The sequence below is a fragment of the Eisenbergiella sp. OF01-20 genome, from assembly GCF_003478085.1.
Taxonomy (GTDB): domain Bacteria; phylum Bacillota; class Clostridia; order Lachnospirales; family Lachnospiraceae; genus Eisenbergiella.
Genome location: NZ_QUES01000003.1, coordinates 296,726 through 314,337, shown reverse-complemented (window position 1 = coordinate 314,337; position 17,612 = coordinate 296,726). Strand labels below are relative to the sequence as shown.

The 17,612-nt window shown below is 49.8% G+C and carries 17 protein-coding genes; 3 read left to right on the top strand and 14 right to left on the bottom strand.

Annotated elements, in window-relative coordinates; translation table 11 throughout:
- Nucleotides 1-38 precede the first annotated feature (38 nt).
- The 4 genes from DXA36_RS06790 to DXA36_RS06775 all read right to left on the bottom strand — a co-directional run bounded on the left by DXA36_RS06790 (nucleotide 39) and on the right by DXA36_RS06775 (nucleotide 3,296).
- Entirely contained in the window at nucleotides 39-1,067 is a 1,029-nt protein-coding gene (locus DXA36_RS06790) for a sensor histidine kinase (protein ID WP_412250237.1), read from the bottom strand.
- A gap of 109 nt (nucleotides 1,068-1,176) precedes the next feature.
- Nucleotides 1,177-1,872: a response regulator transcription factor gene (locus DXA36_RS06785; protein WP_118677600.1), complete on the bottom strand. Its 696-nt coding sequence runs from the start codon at nucleotides 1,870-1,872 to the stop codon at nucleotides 1,177-1,179.
- Nucleotides 1,865-2,596, bottom strand: coding sequence for a biosynthetic peptidoglycan transglycosylase (locus DXA36_RS06780; RefSeq protein WP_118677598.1), 732 nt, complete (start codon nucleotides 2,594-2,596; stop codon nucleotides 1,865-1,867). The genes DXA36_RS06785 and DXA36_RS06780 overlap by 8 nt, the downstream gene beginning before the upstream one ends.
- Before the next feature lie 103 nt (nucleotides 2,597-2,699).
- Nucleotides 2,700-3,296, bottom strand: a complete 597-nt coding sequence (locus DXA36_RS06775; RefSeq protein WP_118677720.1) for a TetR/AcrR family transcriptional regulator — start codon at nucleotides 3,294-3,296, stop codon at nucleotides 2,700-2,702.
- Between the two features lie 270 nt (nucleotides 3,297-3,566).
- Between DXA36_RS06775 and DXA36_RS06770 the strand changes: the two genes are divergently transcribed.
- Complete coding sequence (locus tag DXA36_RS06770; protein ID WP_118677596.1) at nucleotides 3,567-4,166, top strand: histidine phosphatase family protein; 600 nt, start codon at nucleotides 3,567-3,569, stop codon at nucleotides 4,164-4,166.
- A 19-nt stretch (nucleotides 4,167-4,185) separates the two neighbouring features.
- On the opposite strand, the gene DXA36_RS06765 is transcribed toward DXA36_RS06770, so the two are convergent.
- From DXA36_RS06765 to DXA36_RS06755, 3 genes are all read right to left on the bottom strand, one after another.
- On the bottom strand, nucleotides 4,186-4,797 hold the full coding sequence (locus tag DXA36_RS06765) for a sugar O-acetyltransferase (protein WP_118677594.1): 612 nt from the start codon (nucleotides 4,795-4,797) through the stop codon (nucleotides 4,186-4,188).
- A gap of 219 nt (nucleotides 4,798-5,016) precedes the next feature.
- Nucleotides 5,017-6,471, bottom strand: a complete 1,455-nt coding sequence (guaB, locus tag DXA36_RS06760) for an IMP dehydrogenase (protein WP_118677592.1) — start codon at nucleotides 6,469-6,471, stop codon at nucleotides 5,017-5,019.
- A gap of 146 nt (nucleotides 6,472-6,617) precedes the next feature.
- Nucleotides 6,618-7,112, bottom strand: a complete 495-nt coding sequence (locus DXA36_RS06755; protein ID WP_118677718.1) for a DUF6106 family protein — start codon at nucleotides 7,110-7,112, stop codon at nucleotides 6,618-6,620.
- 243 nt (nucleotides 7,113-7,355) lie between these two features.
- On the opposite strand from DXA36_RS06755, the gene DXA36_RS06750 reads away from it, so the two are divergent.
- Nucleotides 7,356-8,042, top strand: coding sequence for a hypothetical protein (locus DXA36_RS06750; protein WP_147366556.1), 687 nt, complete (start codon nucleotides 7,356-7,358; stop codon nucleotides 8,040-8,042).
- Nucleotides 8,043-8,129: 87 nt separating this feature from the next.
- On the opposite strand, the gene DXA36_RS06745 is transcribed toward DXA36_RS06750, so the two are convergent.
- Nucleotides 8,130-9,395 (bottom strand): AfsR/SARP family transcriptional regulator, encoded by a 1,266-nt coding sequence (locus DXA36_RS06745; RefSeq protein ID WP_118677588.1) that lies wholly within the window; start codon nucleotides 9,393-9,395, stop codon nucleotides 8,130-8,132.
- Between the two features lie 27 nt (nucleotides 9,396-9,422).
- Nucleotides 9,423-10,517 (bottom strand): GGDEF domain-containing protein, encoded by a 1,095-nt coding sequence (locus DXA36_RS06740; protein WP_182478962.1) that lies wholly within the window; start codon nucleotides 10,515-10,517, stop codon nucleotides 9,423-9,425.
- A 351-nt stretch (nucleotides 10,518-10,868) separates the two neighbouring features.
- On the opposite strand from DXA36_RS06740, the gene DXA36_RS06735 reads away from it, so the two are divergent.
- A complete protein-coding gene (locus DXA36_RS06735) occupies nucleotides 10,869-12,062 on the top strand; it encodes a GGDEF domain-containing protein (protein WP_118677584.1) in 1,194 nt (397 codons plus the stop codon).
- Nucleotides 12,063-12,202: 140 nt separating this feature from the next.
- Here DXA36_RS06735 and gatB read toward each other — a convergent pair whose 3' ends face one another.
- The 5 genes from gatB to DXA36_RS33315 all read right to left on the bottom strand — a co-directional run.
- Entirely contained in the window at nucleotides 12,203-13,633 is a 1,431-nt protein-coding gene (gene gatB, locus DXA36_RS06730) for an Asp-tRNA(Asn)/Glu-tRNA(Gln) amidotransferase subunit GatB (RefSeq protein ID WP_118677582.1), read from the bottom strand.
- A 4-nt stretch (nucleotides 13,634-13,637) separates the two neighbouring features.
- Nucleotides 13,638-15,179 (bottom strand): Asp-tRNA(Asn)/Glu-tRNA(Gln) amidotransferase subunit GatA, encoded by a 1,542-nt coding sequence (gene gatA, locus DXA36_RS06725; RefSeq protein ID WP_118677716.1) that lies wholly within the window; start codon nucleotides 15,177-15,179, stop codon nucleotides 13,638-13,640.
- A gap of 64 nt (nucleotides 15,180-15,243) precedes the next feature.
- A complete protein-coding gene (gene gatC / locus DXA36_RS06720) occupies nucleotides 15,244-15,534 on the bottom strand; it encodes an Asp-tRNA(Asn)/Glu-tRNA(Gln) amidotransferase subunit GatC (RefSeq protein WP_118677580.1) in 291 nt (96 codons plus the stop codon).
- A 123-nt stretch (nucleotides 15,535-15,657) separates the two neighbouring features.
- The gene (gene aspS / locus DXA36_RS06715; RefSeq protein WP_118677578.1) at nucleotides 15,658-16,989 is read right to left on the bottom strand and encodes an aspartate--tRNA(Asn) ligase; all 1,332 of its coding nucleotides are present in this window, start codon (nucleotides 16,987-16,989) and stop codon (nucleotides 15,658-15,660) included.
- 442 nt (nucleotides 16,990-17,431) lie between these two features.
- Nucleotides 17,432-17,612, bottom strand: a 181-nt coding sequence (locus DXA36_RS33315) for a hypothetical protein (RefSeq protein ID WP_207666344.1), incomplete at its 5' end; no start/stop codon positions are given.

The window sequence follows — 17,612 nt, the reverse complement described above, 5'->3', positions numbered from 1 at the left end:
AATTGTTGCAGAAAAGTCACAAATTCTGAAAAAAATTCTTAAGGAACGGTATTCAGTAAGTAAACGGAAAAGACGGATCCGCCTCCCTCCCGTGAGACTACCTTGATATAACCGCCCTGCATGGATACAATTTCGCGGGCAAGATACAGGCCGATGCCTAGTCCCGGGATTCCAGCCACTCCCTCTTCCCGGTAAAAACGGCGGAATATGGCGGCCTGGTGTTCTTCCCGGATCCCCTTTCCGGTATCCGCCACATCAATCCGGGTATACATCTCCTGCTGCACTGCCTCCACCCGGATTTTCCCGCCGGGCGGGGTATATTTCACCGCGTTGTCCAGAAGATTGAAAAGGGCCTCCGCCGTCCATTTTTTATCATGGGGCAGCTGCAGCTTTTCCGGGCAGACAGCTTCCACTTCGATTTTTTTCGATTCCGCCGCAAAAAGAATGCCGCCCAGGGACTCCGCCAATGTTTCATAAAGGCATTCCTTCTGCCGGTGCAGCGTTATCAGCCCGGTTTCCAGACGGGAGGTCTTTACCAGTGCCTGCATGAGAAAATTCAGCTTTTCCACCTGGGCATTCATAGCTCCCAGGAATTCCTTCCTTTTTTCCGCCGTGAGAGACTTACCGCCGGCAGGCTCCGTCAGCGCCGTACCGATCATTTTCATATTGGTCACCGGCGTTCTGACCTGATGGGAAATATCCGAAACAAGGGACTGTAATTTTTTCTTTTCCTCTTCCGTCTTCAGCCGGGCATGTTCCATCATTTCATAAAGACGGCAGAATCTGCTTCCCAGCCGTGATATAAGCGTTTCTTCCTCCAGGCCGGTAATCTCCCGGAACATTTCTTCCGGCTTCTGCATCCCTTCCCTGTTCCAAACGCCTTCCATGGTATCCAGCAGCTTTCCCACATCCTCCATAAATGTCTGCAGTTCCCGCCTTTCGGCTTCGTACATGACTGCCGTCCAAATCGCCGCCAGCACCAGGACACTCCCGCCGGCCGCCAGCACCCCCGCTTCTTTGGTAACTGCAAAAAAGCCCCCGACAGCCGCTGCAGCCGTCAGAAGCATTCCCGCCCCGATACCTGTTCTGTTCCATTTTCCGCGGGGTAACCGCCATTCCTGTTTCCGCGCTGTATGTCCGTACATAATCCGCCCGCCTCTCCTGTTCCCGCCGTCCTCAGCCGTCATACCGTCCGCCTTTCCCATTCCAGAGATATCCCATCCCATAAACGGTTTTAATATAAGGATGCGCCCCCTCCAGCTTGCTCCTCATCCGGCTGATAACCGTAGTCAGCGTGTGTTCATCCACATAATTCCCCTGATCATCCCACAGCCGTTCCAGCAGCTTCTGCCTTGTGAGGACGATTCCGGGATTATGGATAAAAATAGTGAGAAGCCTGTATTCCAGAGGGGTAAATGCAATGTCCCTGCCGCGGAAGGATGCCGTCATGCTCTGCAGGCCAATATGGAGCTCTTCATCTTCATAACTATCCTCCGCCCGCTCCTTTTCCGGAGAAATCAGCTGCATCAGCCGTTCCACCTTTTTCAGGAACACCTGGGTGGAAAAAGGCTTTGTCACATAATCTGCCGCACCTAAATCATAGCCCTTGAGCATATCGCTTTCCAGATCATTGGCCGTAAGAAAAATAACCGCCGTTTTCCATTCCCGTCGGATCTGCCTGCAAAGGGAGAAGCCATCACCATCCGGAAGGTTTACGTCCAGAATGACCAGATCATAAGATCTCGCTTCCAGCTTTTTTCTGGCGTCCATACAGCCGAACGCTGAATCCGTTTCCATTCCCCGTCCCTGCATATGATAGGCAAGGGTGGTATTCAGCAGCGTATCATCTTCCACAATCAATACTTTATTCATTGTCCTGTATCGTCTGCTCTCCTTCCCCCAAAATATGTTCCGCCTCTTCCTGTGTCAGAACTTTCTGTTCCACCATGCATTCTACTACGGTTCTCTGTCTCTGAGCCGCCAGCTCCGGCCGGTTGGTCAGGGCATAAACAGAAGGAGCATTGGGGATTCCGGCCAGAAGCGTACTTTCGTAATCGCTCATTTCCCCGGGTTCTTTTTCAAAATAGCCCTGGGCGGCATCATAGACACAATAATAGCCGCTGCCAAAATAAATCGTATTGACATACAGCTCCAGTATTTCCTCCTTGCTATAATTTTTCTCCAGCTGAAACGCCACAAACAGCTCGGCGACTTTCCGCAGAAATTTTTTCTCCTGGGTAAAATACATGTTTTTGGCAAGCTGCTGTGTGATGGAACTTCCTCCCTCCGCCAGCTTTTTTTCCTTCAGGTTAATGAATACGGCCCGGAACGTAGAAATGAGATCAATCCCTCCGTGCTTATAAAAACGCTTGTCCTCGACGGCCACCACGGCATTTTTATACGTATCAGGAAGCTGGTCAAGGGTAGTGTAATGCGGTTTGGATCGGATTTCTTCCACCTTATCCGTAAGCGGCTCCCCGGCAATTACCTCCTGATACATCCGGTATCCCTCCCATAGCAGACGTCCGCCCGCCACACAGCCCCCTATGAAAAAAACAACAATGACGGTTACAATAAACTTTTTGATAATTCGCATACTGCAGCTCCTTACACCATATCTTTGAACAGAAAACGAGTGATACCTCTTTCCGTGAAAGGAAGTATAACACAGCTTCCTTATCTTTTTAACAAAGGACTTCTTAAATTTCCTTTAATTTTTCCAACAGTGCGCCCATACCATACATCATGATATTTTCCGCCATAGCAGCAATCTCCTCGGGACTGCTTACCATTCCTTCCGCCAGCCATTTCTGGAGCAGGCCGATACAGCCCGCACTGACAAAGGCATAAAAAAATTCAATCTGTTTAGCGGTAGCGGACTGGAAATAATGGGAATAGGCTTCCACACATTTTTCCCTGCCCAGATTAATCAGGCGCAGTGCAAATTCCTTATCTCCATAGTCTCCCAGTGTTACGATGCAAATATCCGCGTTTTCCTTGAGACAGCGGAAAATACCGGCAGTAATTTTCACCGGGGTCAAATCCTCTTTCTCTGTTTCCAGCAAAGGTTCCAGCGCTTTAATAAAATCAGCCAGCATTTCCTCTTCCATTTTATCCAGCAAATCGTAGATATCGGAATAATGGGAATAGAAGGTTCCCCGGTTAATTTCCGCCGCTTCACACAGCTCTTTAATGGTTATGCTCTGAATGGGTTTTTCCTTCAGCAAATCCGTAAATGCTTTACGGATGAGCATTTTCGTTACCCGCGTCCTGTGATCCTTTCCTGTACTTTTCATTTGCTGCTCCCATCCGCGCCCAATAACGCAACAAAACGATACCTTTGTTTCCCTTATCTTTATGATAGCATATTTGCTGCTATTCAGCCATGCATTCCTGGTTTGGCAAAGATACTTTTCACGCAATCGGTTACTGTTCACAGCCCCTTGTCCCCCGCCCTGCGGTTTTACCTGCCCGTTTTCCCCTGCCGGCTTATGGATTTCTTTTCCCGGCTATGCTAAAATGCAGATACGGAGTTTGCGTTTATTATAAAACAGGAGAAACGTATTATGAATCTTTTCTTTGCAAGACATGGGGAAACGGACTGGAATAGACAGAAACGGATCCAGGGAAGTGCGGATACGGACTTAAATGAAAGCGGTGTGGCCCAGGCCGCCCTGCTGGCACAGCATCTGGAAACCAACGGCATCAGGCCGGAGCGGATATATACCAGCCGGCAGAAAAGAGCCTTGCAGACCGCACAGATTGCGGCGGAAACGCTGGGCGTTGCATGTGTGGTAAGGGATGGGCTGGAAGAAATCCATTTCGGCTTATGGGAGGGTCTCACCTGGGGCCAGGTGAAGGAACAGTATCCGGAAGAATTCACCGCATGGTATGAAAACCGGAGATACCAGAGAACACCTATGGGGGAATCCTACCAGGATCTGCTGGACAGGCTGCTTCCCTCCCTGCGAAGTCTGGTGAAAGAGGAAACCGAAGCCGCCCGCTCCGGCCCTCATTCCCATTCCCTTCTGCTGGTTACCCACAGCGGCGTTATCATGTCACTTATGGCATATCTGAACAACACCCCTTTTTCCCAGATGGCCTCCCGCTATAAACCGGATAATGCCGGTATTGTCCGGGTAAAGGGGGAACAGCTGCTGATCTGAACATCCCGGCAGCGGTGCCTTACTCCAGATCGATCTCCCGATCCCGGTAATAAATTTTCCGATCCCGTTCCCCGATTTCCCTCACCACTCTGCAGGGATTGCCATAAGCCACCACATTGGCGGGGATATCCTTGGTAACAATACTGCCTGCTCCAATGACCGTATTATCCCCGACGGTCACGCCGGGCAGGATTACCGACCCCGCTCCTATCCACACATTATCCCCGATATTTACCGGCAGGTTATACTGTGCCTGCCTGGAACGGAGATTCGGCTCCACCGGATGGCCGGCCGTAGCCACCGTCACATTCGGGCCGAACATCACATGGCTTCCGATGGTAATCTTCACATCATCCACCAGGGTCAGGTTAAAGTTGGCATATACGTCGTCGCCCATATACGTATTGCATCCCCAGTTGGCATGAAGAGGCGGTTCCACATAACAATTCTTTCCGACCCCGCCCAGGAGTTTTTCCAGCAGCTCTGCCCGCTTTTTCCCTTCCGAAGGGCGTGTGCTGTTAAAGTCATATAAGAGTTCCATCCATTCCGCCTGTTCGCTTAACAGATCCTCCTCCGTAGGGAAATACAGCTTTCCGGTCTGCATCCGTTCCTTTACTTCTTTTAAATCCATATCCTCTTTCTCCTATATTGCTTTCTTTCCTGTTTATTGCTGCTGGTATAAAAAAGCTGCCTCAAAAGCCCTGCAGGGCCATTGAGACAGCTTGTTTCTGCAATTATCATTGCTCTGTTATTCATCCACACGGTAATTGGGTTGCTTCCAAAGGAAGCACATCTACTCTTATTCATCCACACTGTAATTGGGTTGCTTCCAAAGGAAGCACATCTACTCTTATTCATCCACACTGTAATTGGGTGCTTCCTTGGTGATATGAATGTCGTGGGGATGGCTTTCTTTTAAGGATGCCGCCGAAATTTTGATGAATCTGCCGTTTTCCTTCAATTCATCCACCGTCTGGGTCCCGCAGTAACCCATACCGGATCGCAGGCCTCCCATGAGCTGGAACACCGTGTCTTCCACGGTTCCCTTATATGCCACGCGGCCTTCCACCCCTTCCGGAACAAGCTTCTTGGCATCGTTCTGGAAATAGCGGTCCTTGCTGCCGTTTTCCATGGCGGCAATGGAGCCCATGCCGCGGTATACTTTGTATTTACGCCCCTGGTACAGTTCAAAGGTTCCCGGGCTTTCGTCACAGCCTGCGAAGATACTGCCCATCATGCAGACACTGCCGCCGGCTGCAATAGCCTTGGTCATATCACCGGAATATTTGATTCCGCCGTCCGCAATAACGGGGATTCCGTATTCCTTGGCTACTGCGTAACAATCCATGATCGCCGTTACCTGGGGAACACCGATACCCGCCACTACACGAGTGGTACAGATGGATCCGGGACCGATACCAACCTTAACCGCATCTGCACCCGCTTCAATAAGATCCCTGGTTGCCGCTCCGGTAGCCACATTTCCGGCAATTACCTGTAGCTCCGGATATTTTCCTTTAATCATACGCAGGCAATTAAGCACATTTTCAGAATGTCCGTGGGCGGAATCCAGTACGACAACGTCCACTTTGGCATCCACCAGCGCTCCTACGCGATCCAGCACATTAGCAGTGATACCCACACCTGCACCGCAGAGGAGACGGCCCTGTCCATCCTTCGCGGAAAGAGGATACTTAATCGTTTTTTCGATATCTTTAATGGTGATCAGGCCCACCAGATTAAAATTGTCATCTACAATAGGGAGTTTTTCTTTTCTGGCCTTAGCGAGTATTTTCTTCGCCTCTTCCAGCGTGATGCCTTCCTTGGCTGTAATCAGTCCTTCAGAAGTCATAGATTCTTTGATTTTCTTGGAAAAATCCGTTTCGAATTTAAGATCCCGGTTGGTAATGATACCAACGAGCTTGCGTCCTTCAGTAATCGGGACACCGGAAATACGGAACTTCGCCATCAGGTTGTCCGCATCCTCAAGCGTATGCTCCGGGGAAAGAGAGAAAGGATCGGTGATAACTCCATTTTCTGAACGCTTAACTTTGTCAACTTCCTCTGCCTGCGCTTCAATAGACATGTTCTTGTGGATAATGCCAATGCCGCCCTGCCTCGCCATGGCAATCGCCATCCTGTGCTCAGTAACGGTATCCATTCCTGCACTCATCATCGGAATGTTCAGTTTGATCTTTTTCGTCAGCCAGGTTGTTACGTCAACCTGATTCGGAATCACCTTGGAATATGCCGGAACCAGCAGCACATCATCAAAGGTAATGCCGTCACCAATAATCTGACCCATTTCTTCTCCTCCTGTTTTCATTTGAATGATTGGATTTTTTGTCCGTGGGGAACGGACAAAGTTCAAAAAAATGTGAATATAAAACTGCCAGTAAACTTACTGACAGTTTTGTGTTTTGAAAAGTGTACCAGACTTACGGACGCTTGTCAATCCGTAAAAACTTTTCTTGGTGCAATTGATTTAATTGCCGCTACCATAGCCGCATTGGGTTCGAAGATAACCCTCTTCTCTCCATTATATATCATGCAGTAACGGATATCGGGCTGCTGCTCCACACCGCTGCTGTAGTTGATCTCCTTCAGCTGGCGGTTTTTGTAATCATCCAGATGCCAGGATTTGATGGGAGCCAGAATCTCCATTCTCTCCATATCAAAGGTCTCCACCTTTTTACGTCTTGTCCTCGCCATAATCTTATCCACGGTAAGCTGTTTGTCCACATACAGGTACTCATACTCCAGATTGGCATTCAGATTCACAAAATAGGCCCCGACACCTGCCACCACGGCCACAATCAGGAAAACGATAAGCCCCATCAGCCCAAGCAGCCCGGTAACCGCAGCAATACCAATCAATACTATTTTCAGAGCCGCCATAGCCCCGCTCGGTTTTTTCTTAACCATACATTCCACGTAAGTCTCCATTTTACATTCCACCCTTTCAGCCAGACAGTTCACCCGCCGCGTTCTTAGGTAATATGATATTACAAAATCCTGTAACTTGCAAGTAAGAATCCCTTCAAATCCTGTGTTTCGCCAAAAATTCACAGGGATTTTAGAAAAATTTTAGAGGTTGTTCCAAACGCTTCATTGACATCATTTGAACAACCGCTTATCATAGTAAAAAGGACAAAAGAGCTGCACCGAGCAGCGGAAGTGAGGATGAATATGGCAGATGGAAATTCCGTTTCAGATGAAATCAAAGCCCAGCACAAGAAACTGGCCGGAAAAACCGTAAAAGAAAAGTTTCTTTATTTTTGGGAATATTACAGGATGCCGACGCTGGTCACCATTCTGGTTATTGCTTTCGCAGGCAACCTGATTTACACCATTGCCACGGCCAAGGACAGCGCATTATCCGTATTGTTTATCAACGGCTATTCCGAAATGGATACGGAACCTTTTATGGATGGTTTCAATGAATATGCACAGATTGATACCGAGGAATACGCCACTTCCCTGGAAATGAATTTCACCATACAGGAGGAGGCCACGGATCAATATACCATGGCAAATGTGCAGAAGCTTATGGCGCTGGTTGCCGCCAAGGAGCTGGATGTAATCATGGCGGATACCCAGACCTTTACCAATTATGCGGAACCCGGCTATTTCTGCAATCTGAATGATGTGCTTCCCCGGGAGCTGATTGACAAGTATCAGGATCGTTTCTTTTATTATGATGTGCCGGAGGATGATCAGGGTGAAATTCCTATCGGGATCCAGCTTGCAGATGCCCCCAAGGTAGTGGAAACCGGCGCTTATGCCGTCACTAATGATGCGTTATTCGGTATTGTCATCAATTCGGATCATGTGGATAACGCTGTTAAATTCCTGGAATACCTGGATATGGAGTAGGGAACCGGACATAAAAAGTACGCCGCTTTTATTTGAAAGCGGCGTACTTTTTATGTCCCGGGACAAGGCATTTCTTCCAATCCCCACTCAGGTATTCTGCCAGTCGGAAGGCTGATGGAACAGCAGGTTTCCGGCTGTCCCGTCCTCTTCCGTTGCGGGATAGATCTCGTAACGTACCGTAATCTTTCCCCGCAGGCCATAGCTTAAGAAGCAGTTGGTTATCCGGCTCTGGGTTATGGCACAGTTTTCCTGTTTAATTCCCACCAGAAGCACCAGGAACTGGTTGTTTCCATAGCGGGTAAAGGAATCTCCCCGGCGCAGTGCGGAGCGGATGGCGCTCTTGAGCTTATCCATGCAGTTGCCGAGCCTTGCGTCCTCTGTAAGGGGAAGTTCTTCCCCGTCCACCAGGGTGCAGAGCATGAGAAATGCCGGCTGTCCGCTCCGTTCCGACATACGGCAGACGATATGGTAGCAGTCCACAAAGCCGGGATAGCTGCAGAAGTAGGCGCCGTTTTTGTTTTCCCCTTCCTGAAGGCCATGCTTGATATCACTGATTACCGATGCGTTGTAATGGATTTTTTCCCTCATCTGCCGGAATCTGTCCATCATCTCTTCCGAAGGCTCCAGCCCCAGCTCCTCAAAGTAAAAGGAAGCGGCTGTCTCATAAATTTCCATTGCCTCCTTATACCGGCCGAGAGCCATCAGACAGTCTATCTGCATCAGGTAATATTCTTCAAAATAATAAATACTGCTGGCCTGGCTGCTCAGCTCAAGAAGTTCGCCGAACTGCCCCCGTTCCTTCAGAAGAACGGCTGCTTCATTAATACAGTCCACATACAGCTTCTGGTACTTGCAGCTCTCTATGGCCACCCATTCCTCCCCCGCCAGCTCCGGCAGGAATTCCCCCCGGTACATCCGGCAGGCTTCCTTTAACAGCTCCACCTTTTTATCCGGATCCTCCTCTTCCAAAGCAGCTTCCGCTGTCGTGAGGAAAAGATCCGTATCCCGTTCCAATGGGACGGCACAGTAATTCCAGCGGTAAATCCCCTCCTGGAACCAGATACAGTCCGTATTTTCAAAGCAGTTCAGTTTTTGTATGTATTTTCTTAACCTGTAAATATTTACCCGCAGCGTTGCCCCTGCATCCTCCAGATTCTCTCTTTCATAGAGGCGGCTGATCAATTCGCCCCTGGGAATGCCGTCCCTTCCTGCGTACAAAAGAATTTGGAACAGCTGCATCATTTTAGATGTTCCTGAATAATTATTGGGAATCGTTTTCCCCCCGTAAACCAGGGAAAAGCCTCCTAACATATGTACCTTCAAACTTGTCTTGTCTTCCATCCTTCTATTCATTCTTTTGTCCGCACTCCATTCTGTTCCTTAGTTGTCCCTGCCATCGCTGCATCCACTCTTTATGCTTGTGTCCTCCATATGGGAAAGGCCCCTTCCGGCCGACTGCAGCGGCCGTATATTGGAACCGATATACACGGAATACTCCTGTGCGTCCCCTGTAAAATTAGATCGGACCCGTTCCACAACCTTCCATGCATTTTCCAGGCTCGTCCCCATAACCATCAGCAGATACTGGCAGCTGCTGTATTGTGTGTATACATCCCCGCTCCGAAGGGAGGCTTTAATGGTTTTCCCCAGGCTTATCATCAGATGCTCTTTATCCTGAAGGGTGACATATGCCTTGTTATCATCCACCAGCGTCAGCAGTATTGTATATGCACTGGAGGGTGCACGCATAAGCCCCCGCTCCACAAAACGGTACAGACGCTTAAAGGTTTCATAATCCTGGCAATACGCTCCCTGAGGCCTGTCTTTCTCTCTCAGCTCCATCCAGATAAGCTCCATATCCCGGTCTATCCCGGTATCCTCCGCCCCTTTGTTTTCCGCCGTCTCCGGCGGCGGCAGTTCCTTCTGTCTCTCACGATAGAGGTAAACCGTTGACTTTCCGCTCTTTTTCCCTTCCAGCAAGGCATAATCCGCCCGGCTGAACATGGATGAATACGTATCTTTATCCTGATAGGATGCCATCCCAATCGTCGCGGAAAACCGATCCTCCACGCCCATTTTCCGTCCCATTTCCTCCATACGGCGTATGAGCTCCTTCCCTTTTTCCATCGCCTTCCGGGAATCCCATTTCTCCGTAGTGAAAACAACAAACTCATCACCGCCGAACCTGCCGACCAGATTTTCCGTTCGGAAAATATCCCTCATCAGCTCCGCCAGCCCCCGAAGTACATCATCTCCGAACAGGTGGCCGTATCTGTCATTAATTCTTTTAAAACCGTCAACATCTATTACCATAAAATTGCCGCCGGCATTCTTACGGAGCTTATCATTGATTATCCGTTCTCCCGCCACTCTGTTGTAAAGACCGGTCAGACCGTCAACCTCACTTAGCATTTTAAGCCGGGAATTTTCTTCCTGAAGTTCTTTTATTTCTTTTTCTATAGGGTCAATAGTCATAGCAGCCCCCCTTAAACCCGACATTACTTACCGGCAGAAAAAATAAACATAGATAAATTTAAAATATCACAGTAGTAATAATAAATCAAGTTTTGTAGCAGGAATGTCATTATTTATATTGAAAAAGCGTAACCGTTCAGACGCCCCTTTGTGTCCTGCAGCACCGCCGCCCCAGGAAAAAGCAGGGAAGGGGATGCCGCAGGACACAAGGGGGCGTCTGAACGGTTACGGAAAAGCTGTATGATCATAATCAAAAAACCGACTTTTTGACAATAAAATCATTTTGACGGTATGCAAAGAGCTATAGTATAATGGTTTTATTCTATTAGAAAAGGATCGTAAAGGAAGCTTATGATTTTTATAAAACGAATATTTCGTGAAGAAAAAGAAGGATTATTCCGTTTTCAGACAGCACAGCAAGAGCACTCTCCTGAGCTGGAGAAGAAGGTTGCACTTAAAATTGCTAAAAATAACGTCAAAAGGCTTATCCCTTTTGCCGCGATTATTTTGTTGATTGAAATAATTAATCAGATAACAATCCTTCTGACTTCCTCAGAAGATAGTCTGCGGGCTGCTTATCTGCCAGCGGGGATTCTGATGATTCTTCTGATGGTCTCCGCCATCCTGCTGGCTTATCTGGTGCTCCGCCGTTCTTTTGCTGCCGCAGGGCACTGCCGGCTTCTTTACCGCTCCTTCTGGTGGCTCTTTTCACTGGGAATGCTGGTCTTTATCTGGTTGGAAATCTGCACCAGAGGCTCCACTAATAATTTCATCTATCTGCTCATCCTCACAGCCGCGTTTCCCCTCCTTACCTGGAAGGAGTCCCTTCTGCTGTTCTGCGCAGACACGGCTGTTATGTTTTCCTTTGCCCTTTACAGCGGGCTGGCACCTCAGCAGATGCTGCAATTTCCGCTAATAGCCATTTTTGCATGGATTCTGTCCCGCATGCTTTACAGCTCTTATAAAATGAATGAGATTATGATGGCACAGTTGAAGATCTCCAACCAGAAACTGATGGATCTCGCCCGGACGGATCCCCTGACCGGCCTGTGTAACCGCCGCGGAATACAGGAACAGCTGCAGGAAATTCTGCCCCGTTTTGACCATCCCGTCCGCACAGGCTTTCTGATGATAGATATCGATCTGTTTAAAAAATATAATGATCGTTTCGGACACGAGCAGGGCGATCAATGTCTGAAGAAAGTGGCCGATACGGTAAAAGAATGTACAAAAGGCCCCTATGATATTACCTCACGTTACGGCGGAGAGGAATTCCTGGTAGCCCTTGTTGATTATTCTCCGGATGAAATCCTTCGGATGGCAGAACGGATTCTGTCAGAAATACTCGCGCTTAAGCTCCCTGCCGCAGACGATGAGGTCAGCCCATTTGTCACAGTAAGCATTGGCGCCGCCTCCGTTATGACCCCCTTTGATTTTATCACGCTCTATGAACAGGCGGACCGGGCGCTTTACCGGGCAAAAAATTCCGGCCGCAACTGTGTGGCCATGAACTGCAGCGGGCAGGACACCGGGAATTTTTCCTGAATCGTTTCCGGCAATAGGGTCATAGGACTCAAACCTCACAGACAGCCGGCGGATGGCCATTCGGCAACTGCGAGATTTGAGTCCTATGCTTTTAATCAATTACCGGGGCTTCCATTCCCGTGGCGCCCCGGTATGATCCGTTACAATATTTCCTTTAAAATGGCATTCACCATAGCCGGATCCGCTTTCCCCTTCATGGCTTTCATTGTCTGCCCTACCAGGAAGCCCATGGCCTTTTCTTTCCCTTTCTGATAATCCGCCACAGACTGCGGGTTATCCGCTGCCACCTTCTCTATCGTACTGCGCAGAAGGCCTTCGTCATTCACGGTTTTCAGCCCTTTTTCCACTGCATACCGTTGGGGATCCACATCGGTATCATACATGACTTCGAAAATTTCCTTTGCAGTATTCCCGTTGATTTCCTTTTTGTCCGCCATCGTTATCAGGGCTGCCAGATGTGCCGGGGAGAAACGGATATCCTCCGGCTCCTCCCCTCTTTCCTTCAAAAGACGCAGTGTTTCTCCCATAATCCAGTTGCTGGCCTTTTTGGGCTGTCCGCAGGCTTTGGCCGTCTCTTCAAACAAATCTGCCAGTCGTTTGGATCCGGTAATGATCTCTATGTCTTTATCCGGAATCTGATATTCTTTTTTGTAACGTTCCCTTTTTTCCGTCCGGAATTCGGGCTGCTTTTTCCGGATTCGTTCCAGCCATTCATCGCTGATAAATACCGGCGGCAGATCCGGATCGGGAAAATAGCGGTAATCCCGGGCGTCCTCCTTGGAGCGCATGGCATAGGAATATTCTTTGTTGTCATCCCAGCGCCTGGTTTCCTGGATCACGATCTTCCCTTCCTCCAGAAGCGCCGTCTGCCGTTCTTTTTCCCCTTCAATGGCGCGGGCGATAGCTTTAAAGGAATTCAGGTTTTTCATCTCCGTCCTGGTTCCCAATGCAGTTGTTCCTGCCTCTCTCACGGAGAGATTGACATCCGCACGCATGCTTCCTTCCTGCAGTTTACAGTCAGAAGCCCCCAGGTATTGGATGATCAGCCTCAGCTTTTCCAGATAGGCTATGACCTCCTCCGCGCTGCGCATATCCGGCTCGGAAACGATTTCGATCAAAGGCACGCCGGAACGGTTGTAGTCCACCAGGGAAATGTCCTCCCACTCATCATGGATCAGTTTTCCCGCATCCTCTTCCATGTGGATTTCATGAATTCCCACACGTTTGGCCCCTGCGGCTGTTTCGATTTCCACATAGCCGTCTCTGCAAATGGGAAGGTACAGCTGGGAGATCTGATAGTTCTGGGGATTATCGGGATAAAAGTAGTTTTTCCGGTCGAATTTGGAGTACCTGGTAATCGTACAGTTTGCCGCCAGACCGACTCCCACGGCATATTCCACCACCTGTTTGTTCAGAACGGGAAGGGAACCTGGCATGCCGGTACATACCGGGCAGGTATGGGTGTTGGGGGATCCGCCGAAGGCCGTGGAACAGCCGCAGAATATTTTAGTTCTGGTCGCCAGTTCCACATGGACCTCCAGGCCGATAACCGTTTCATATTGTTTTGCCATTTCCTTATGCCTCCTTTCCGTCCGCAGCCCTACCTTTTGCGCCGCATGCTTTTTCCGCCGCCTGTGCCTCTCCGGCCGGACCGTACACAGGTGACTGCGGGGCACATGGGAAAGCGCCTCTTGCCTTTTCATAGGTATATGCCGCGCGGATCAGTTTTTTCTCCTGAAAGCAATCGCCAATCAACTGAAGCCCTATGGGCAGGCCGTTGCCGCTCAACCCGCAGGGAAGGCTGATGGCAGGAAGCCCTGCCAGGTTCGCGGAGATGGTATAAATATCACCCAGATACATCGTAAGCGGGTCTGCCAGGCTTTTGCCAAGCTCAGGAGCCGTGGTGGGAGCCACCGGCCCCAGCAGGATGTCAAACCGTCCGAATGCCTCGTCAAATGCTTTTTTTATCAGGGCTTTTACCCGGAGCGCCTTCAGATAATAAGCATCGTAGTAGCCGGAACTTAGGACGAAGGATCCCAGCATTATACGGCGTTTTACCTCCGGGCCGAAGCCTTCGGATCGAGTCTTTTTATACATGGAATGCAGGCCTTCATACGCCTTTGCCCGATAGCCGTATTTGATGCCGTCGAACCGTTCCAGGTTGGAACTGGCTTCCGCGGAAGCGATGGTATAATAAGCAGGGATGGCATATTCCACCAGGCTTAAGTCAAACTCTTCCAAAACGGCGCCCCTTTTACGCAATTCCTCAGCTGCCTGCAATACGGCCTCTTTCACTTCGCGATCCAGGCCTTCCCCTAAATAATCCCTGGGGATTCCAATCCGCATTCCGTCCACATCGGCAGTCAGGGCGGAGGTAAAATCCGTTTCCCGCTCCAGGGATGTGGAATCTTTTGTGTCCCGGGAGCTTATCACCTCCAGAACCGCAGCACAGTCAGAGACATCCCTGCAAAGGGGGCCGATCTGATCCAGTGAAGAACCGTAGGCTATCAGGCCGTATCGGGAAACCGTACCATAGGTGGGTTTCATTCCCACCACTCCGCAGAATCCTGCGGGCTGGCGGATGGAGCCTCCGGTATCGCTGCCCAGGGCGAAAAAGCATTCACCTGCCGCAACTGCCGCCGCGGAACCGCCCGAGGAACCTCCGGGCACATGCCCCGGATTCCAGGGGTTTCTGGTTACTCCGTAAGCGGAAGTCTCCGTGGTGGATCCCATGGCAAATTCGTCCATGTTGGTTTTTCCCAGTATAATAGCTCCCGCTTTTTCCAGATTGGCTACGGCTTTGGCATGGAAAGCGGGTACAAATCCGGAAAGGATCCGGGAGGCACAGGTGGTTTCCACACCTTCCGTACAGATATTGTCCTTAACAGCCACCGGCACCCCTGCCAGAGGGCCTGCGGGTTCACCCGCATCTATGGCATCCTGTACCTCCTCTGCCCTTTGCAGGGCCTTTTCTTTATCCAGACTGATATAGCAATGATAACAGTCTTCTTTTTTCTCTATCTCCGCGAATACCTCCTGTACGGCTTCCTGACAGGTATATTCCCTTCTTTTTATCTTATCGGCCAACTCCAGGGCCGTACAATCCATCAGGCTCATGATTCCCTCTCTTTCCGCCCCGCCGTCGGGGCTGTCCGGGCACCGGGTATGCACAGGCATCTGCCTATACGGTACGGGGTACTTTGAACATACCATCCTTAACCCCCGGCGCATTTTTCAATAGATCCTCCCGGATATCCGTGTTCGTTATCTCGTCTTCCCGAAATACATTGGTCACGGGAAAAAGATGGGTCATTGGCTCCGTGCCTTCGGTATCCAGTTCATTCAGCTTATCTATATAGTCCAGCATACGGCCCATATCGGCTTTCGCCTGTTCCTTCTCTTCCCCGGACAACTCCAGTTTAGCGAGAATCCCCACATATTCGATTGTTTCATCACTGATTTTATTTGCCATGATATGGCTCCTTTCTTTTTTGGGAACGGGCCTGAACCGGTATCAAGTCTGTGTTTCCCTTTACGGTTCTAACCGGTTCATAGTCCCACATGACTTGAACCGGCATCAAGTCTGTGTTTCCCTTTACGGTTCTAACCGGTTCAAGTCACGGGGAAACAGGGTTGTTTCGCGGACGTTGTCTTCTCCGATAAGCTTCATGGTAAGGCGTTCCAGGCCGATGCCGAGGCCTCCGTGGGGCGGCATGCCGTATCGGAATGCCATCAGGTAATGTTCCATTCCTTCCTCCGTCATACCCCGTCTGCGTATTTTCTCCATAAGCATGTGGTAATCGTGGATACGCTGTCCCCCTGTGGTAATCTCCATCCCTTTAAAAAGACAGTCGAAGCTCAGGGTAAAGGTGGGATCCTCCGGATCCTCCATGGCGTAGAAGGGACGTTTTTTGGCGGGATAATGGGTGACGAAAACAAAGTCACTGCCATACTCTTCCCTGAAATACCTTCCGATAAGCATTTCCTCCTCCGGCTCCAGATCATAGGGGTTTCTTATAGGACGGCCATACTTTTCGCTCACCAGCCGCTTTGCTTCATCAAACCGGACACAGGGGATGTTATCCGTCCCGGGAAGTTCTATTTCCAGAAGCCCGCACTCCCTCTGGTATTCCTTTCCGAGAAGCCGCATGATATTCTGCAGAACGCCGGTTTCCATTGCCATGATATCTTCAAAACCGTCAATATAACCCATTTCAAAATCCAGGGAGGTATATTCATTCAGATGACGCTTGGTATTGTGCTTTTCTGCCCGGAATACGGGGGCGGTTTCAAACACCCGGTCAAATACCCCTACCATCATCTGCTTATAAAACTGAGGGCTTTGTGCCAGGACCGCAGGCCGGTGGAAATAATCCAGTTTGAATATATTGGCGCCTCCCTCGGCCCCTTTGGAACCGATTTTGGGAGTATGGATTTCCGTAAAGCCCTGTAAAGTAAGGAATTCCCGGAAACCCCGCACGATACCCTCCTGGATACGGAATTTGGCACGTTCCCTGATATTCCTCAGGGATATAGGCCGCAAATCCAGGTTTGTTTCCAGAGATACGTTCATTTTCCACTTGGAAACAGGGATAGGCATCGGCTCCGCAGGCTCCGAAAGGATTTTCACCGACTTCATCCGGATTTCCACTCCGGAGGGCGCCTTAGGGGAAAGCGTCAATATGCCGGATACCTCTACGGCAGCGGCCTCCTTCACATCCTTCAGCAAAAAGTCCGCTTCCTCCGATTCGTATACGCACTGCAGCAGCCCTTCCCGCTTCCTGAGGATTACAAAAGCTATTGGCCCCATATCCCGGATGGTATGGACAGCGCCGTTTACTGTTACCAGGGCACCCTCCATTTCCGGCTCCAGAAGGTCGGTAAGCTCCCTTGTTTCTTTTTGCAGGACTCCTGTTAAAAATTTCATAGTCTGGTCTCCTTTTGCGTGGCTGGTTTTCAGGTTCCGGCTGCGGGGCGGACGGAATATACATTCCGGACGGAATATTAATCCCGGACAAAATAACGGTACTGTACAAATACAGATACTATCCGAAAACGTAAAAAAGTCCCGGAATACAGTAAAACTGCATTCCGGGACGGATTCCATTCAAATCCGCGGTACCACCCGCATTGACAAGACGGCACTTCCAACAAAATGCTTCATCGCCTCATCCACTCTTACACTTAACGCGTGTTACACGGATTACCCTACGTTCCAGAGGAATTTCAGATAACCAGCTCCCGGGTGTTCCCTACATCAGCTTTCACAAGCAGCGCTCTCAGTCGGTGACGCCGCATTCCTGTCGTTTCCCCTGATAAGAGTCCCGTTCTTTGCTTTTTCTATAAATTGTTTCACATATTACCACATATTATTTATAAAAGCAAGGAAATTTTTTAAAGCTACGAGCCGGGCGGTCCGGAGAAAACAAAAACTGTCCGGGACACAGCAGTCCAAAGGACGCTGCGTCCCGGACAGTTTTTGTTTTCTCCGGACCATGTGGCGACAGCCACAAAGCGAAAGGCCGCAGGCCTTGAGCATGCCCCGCGACC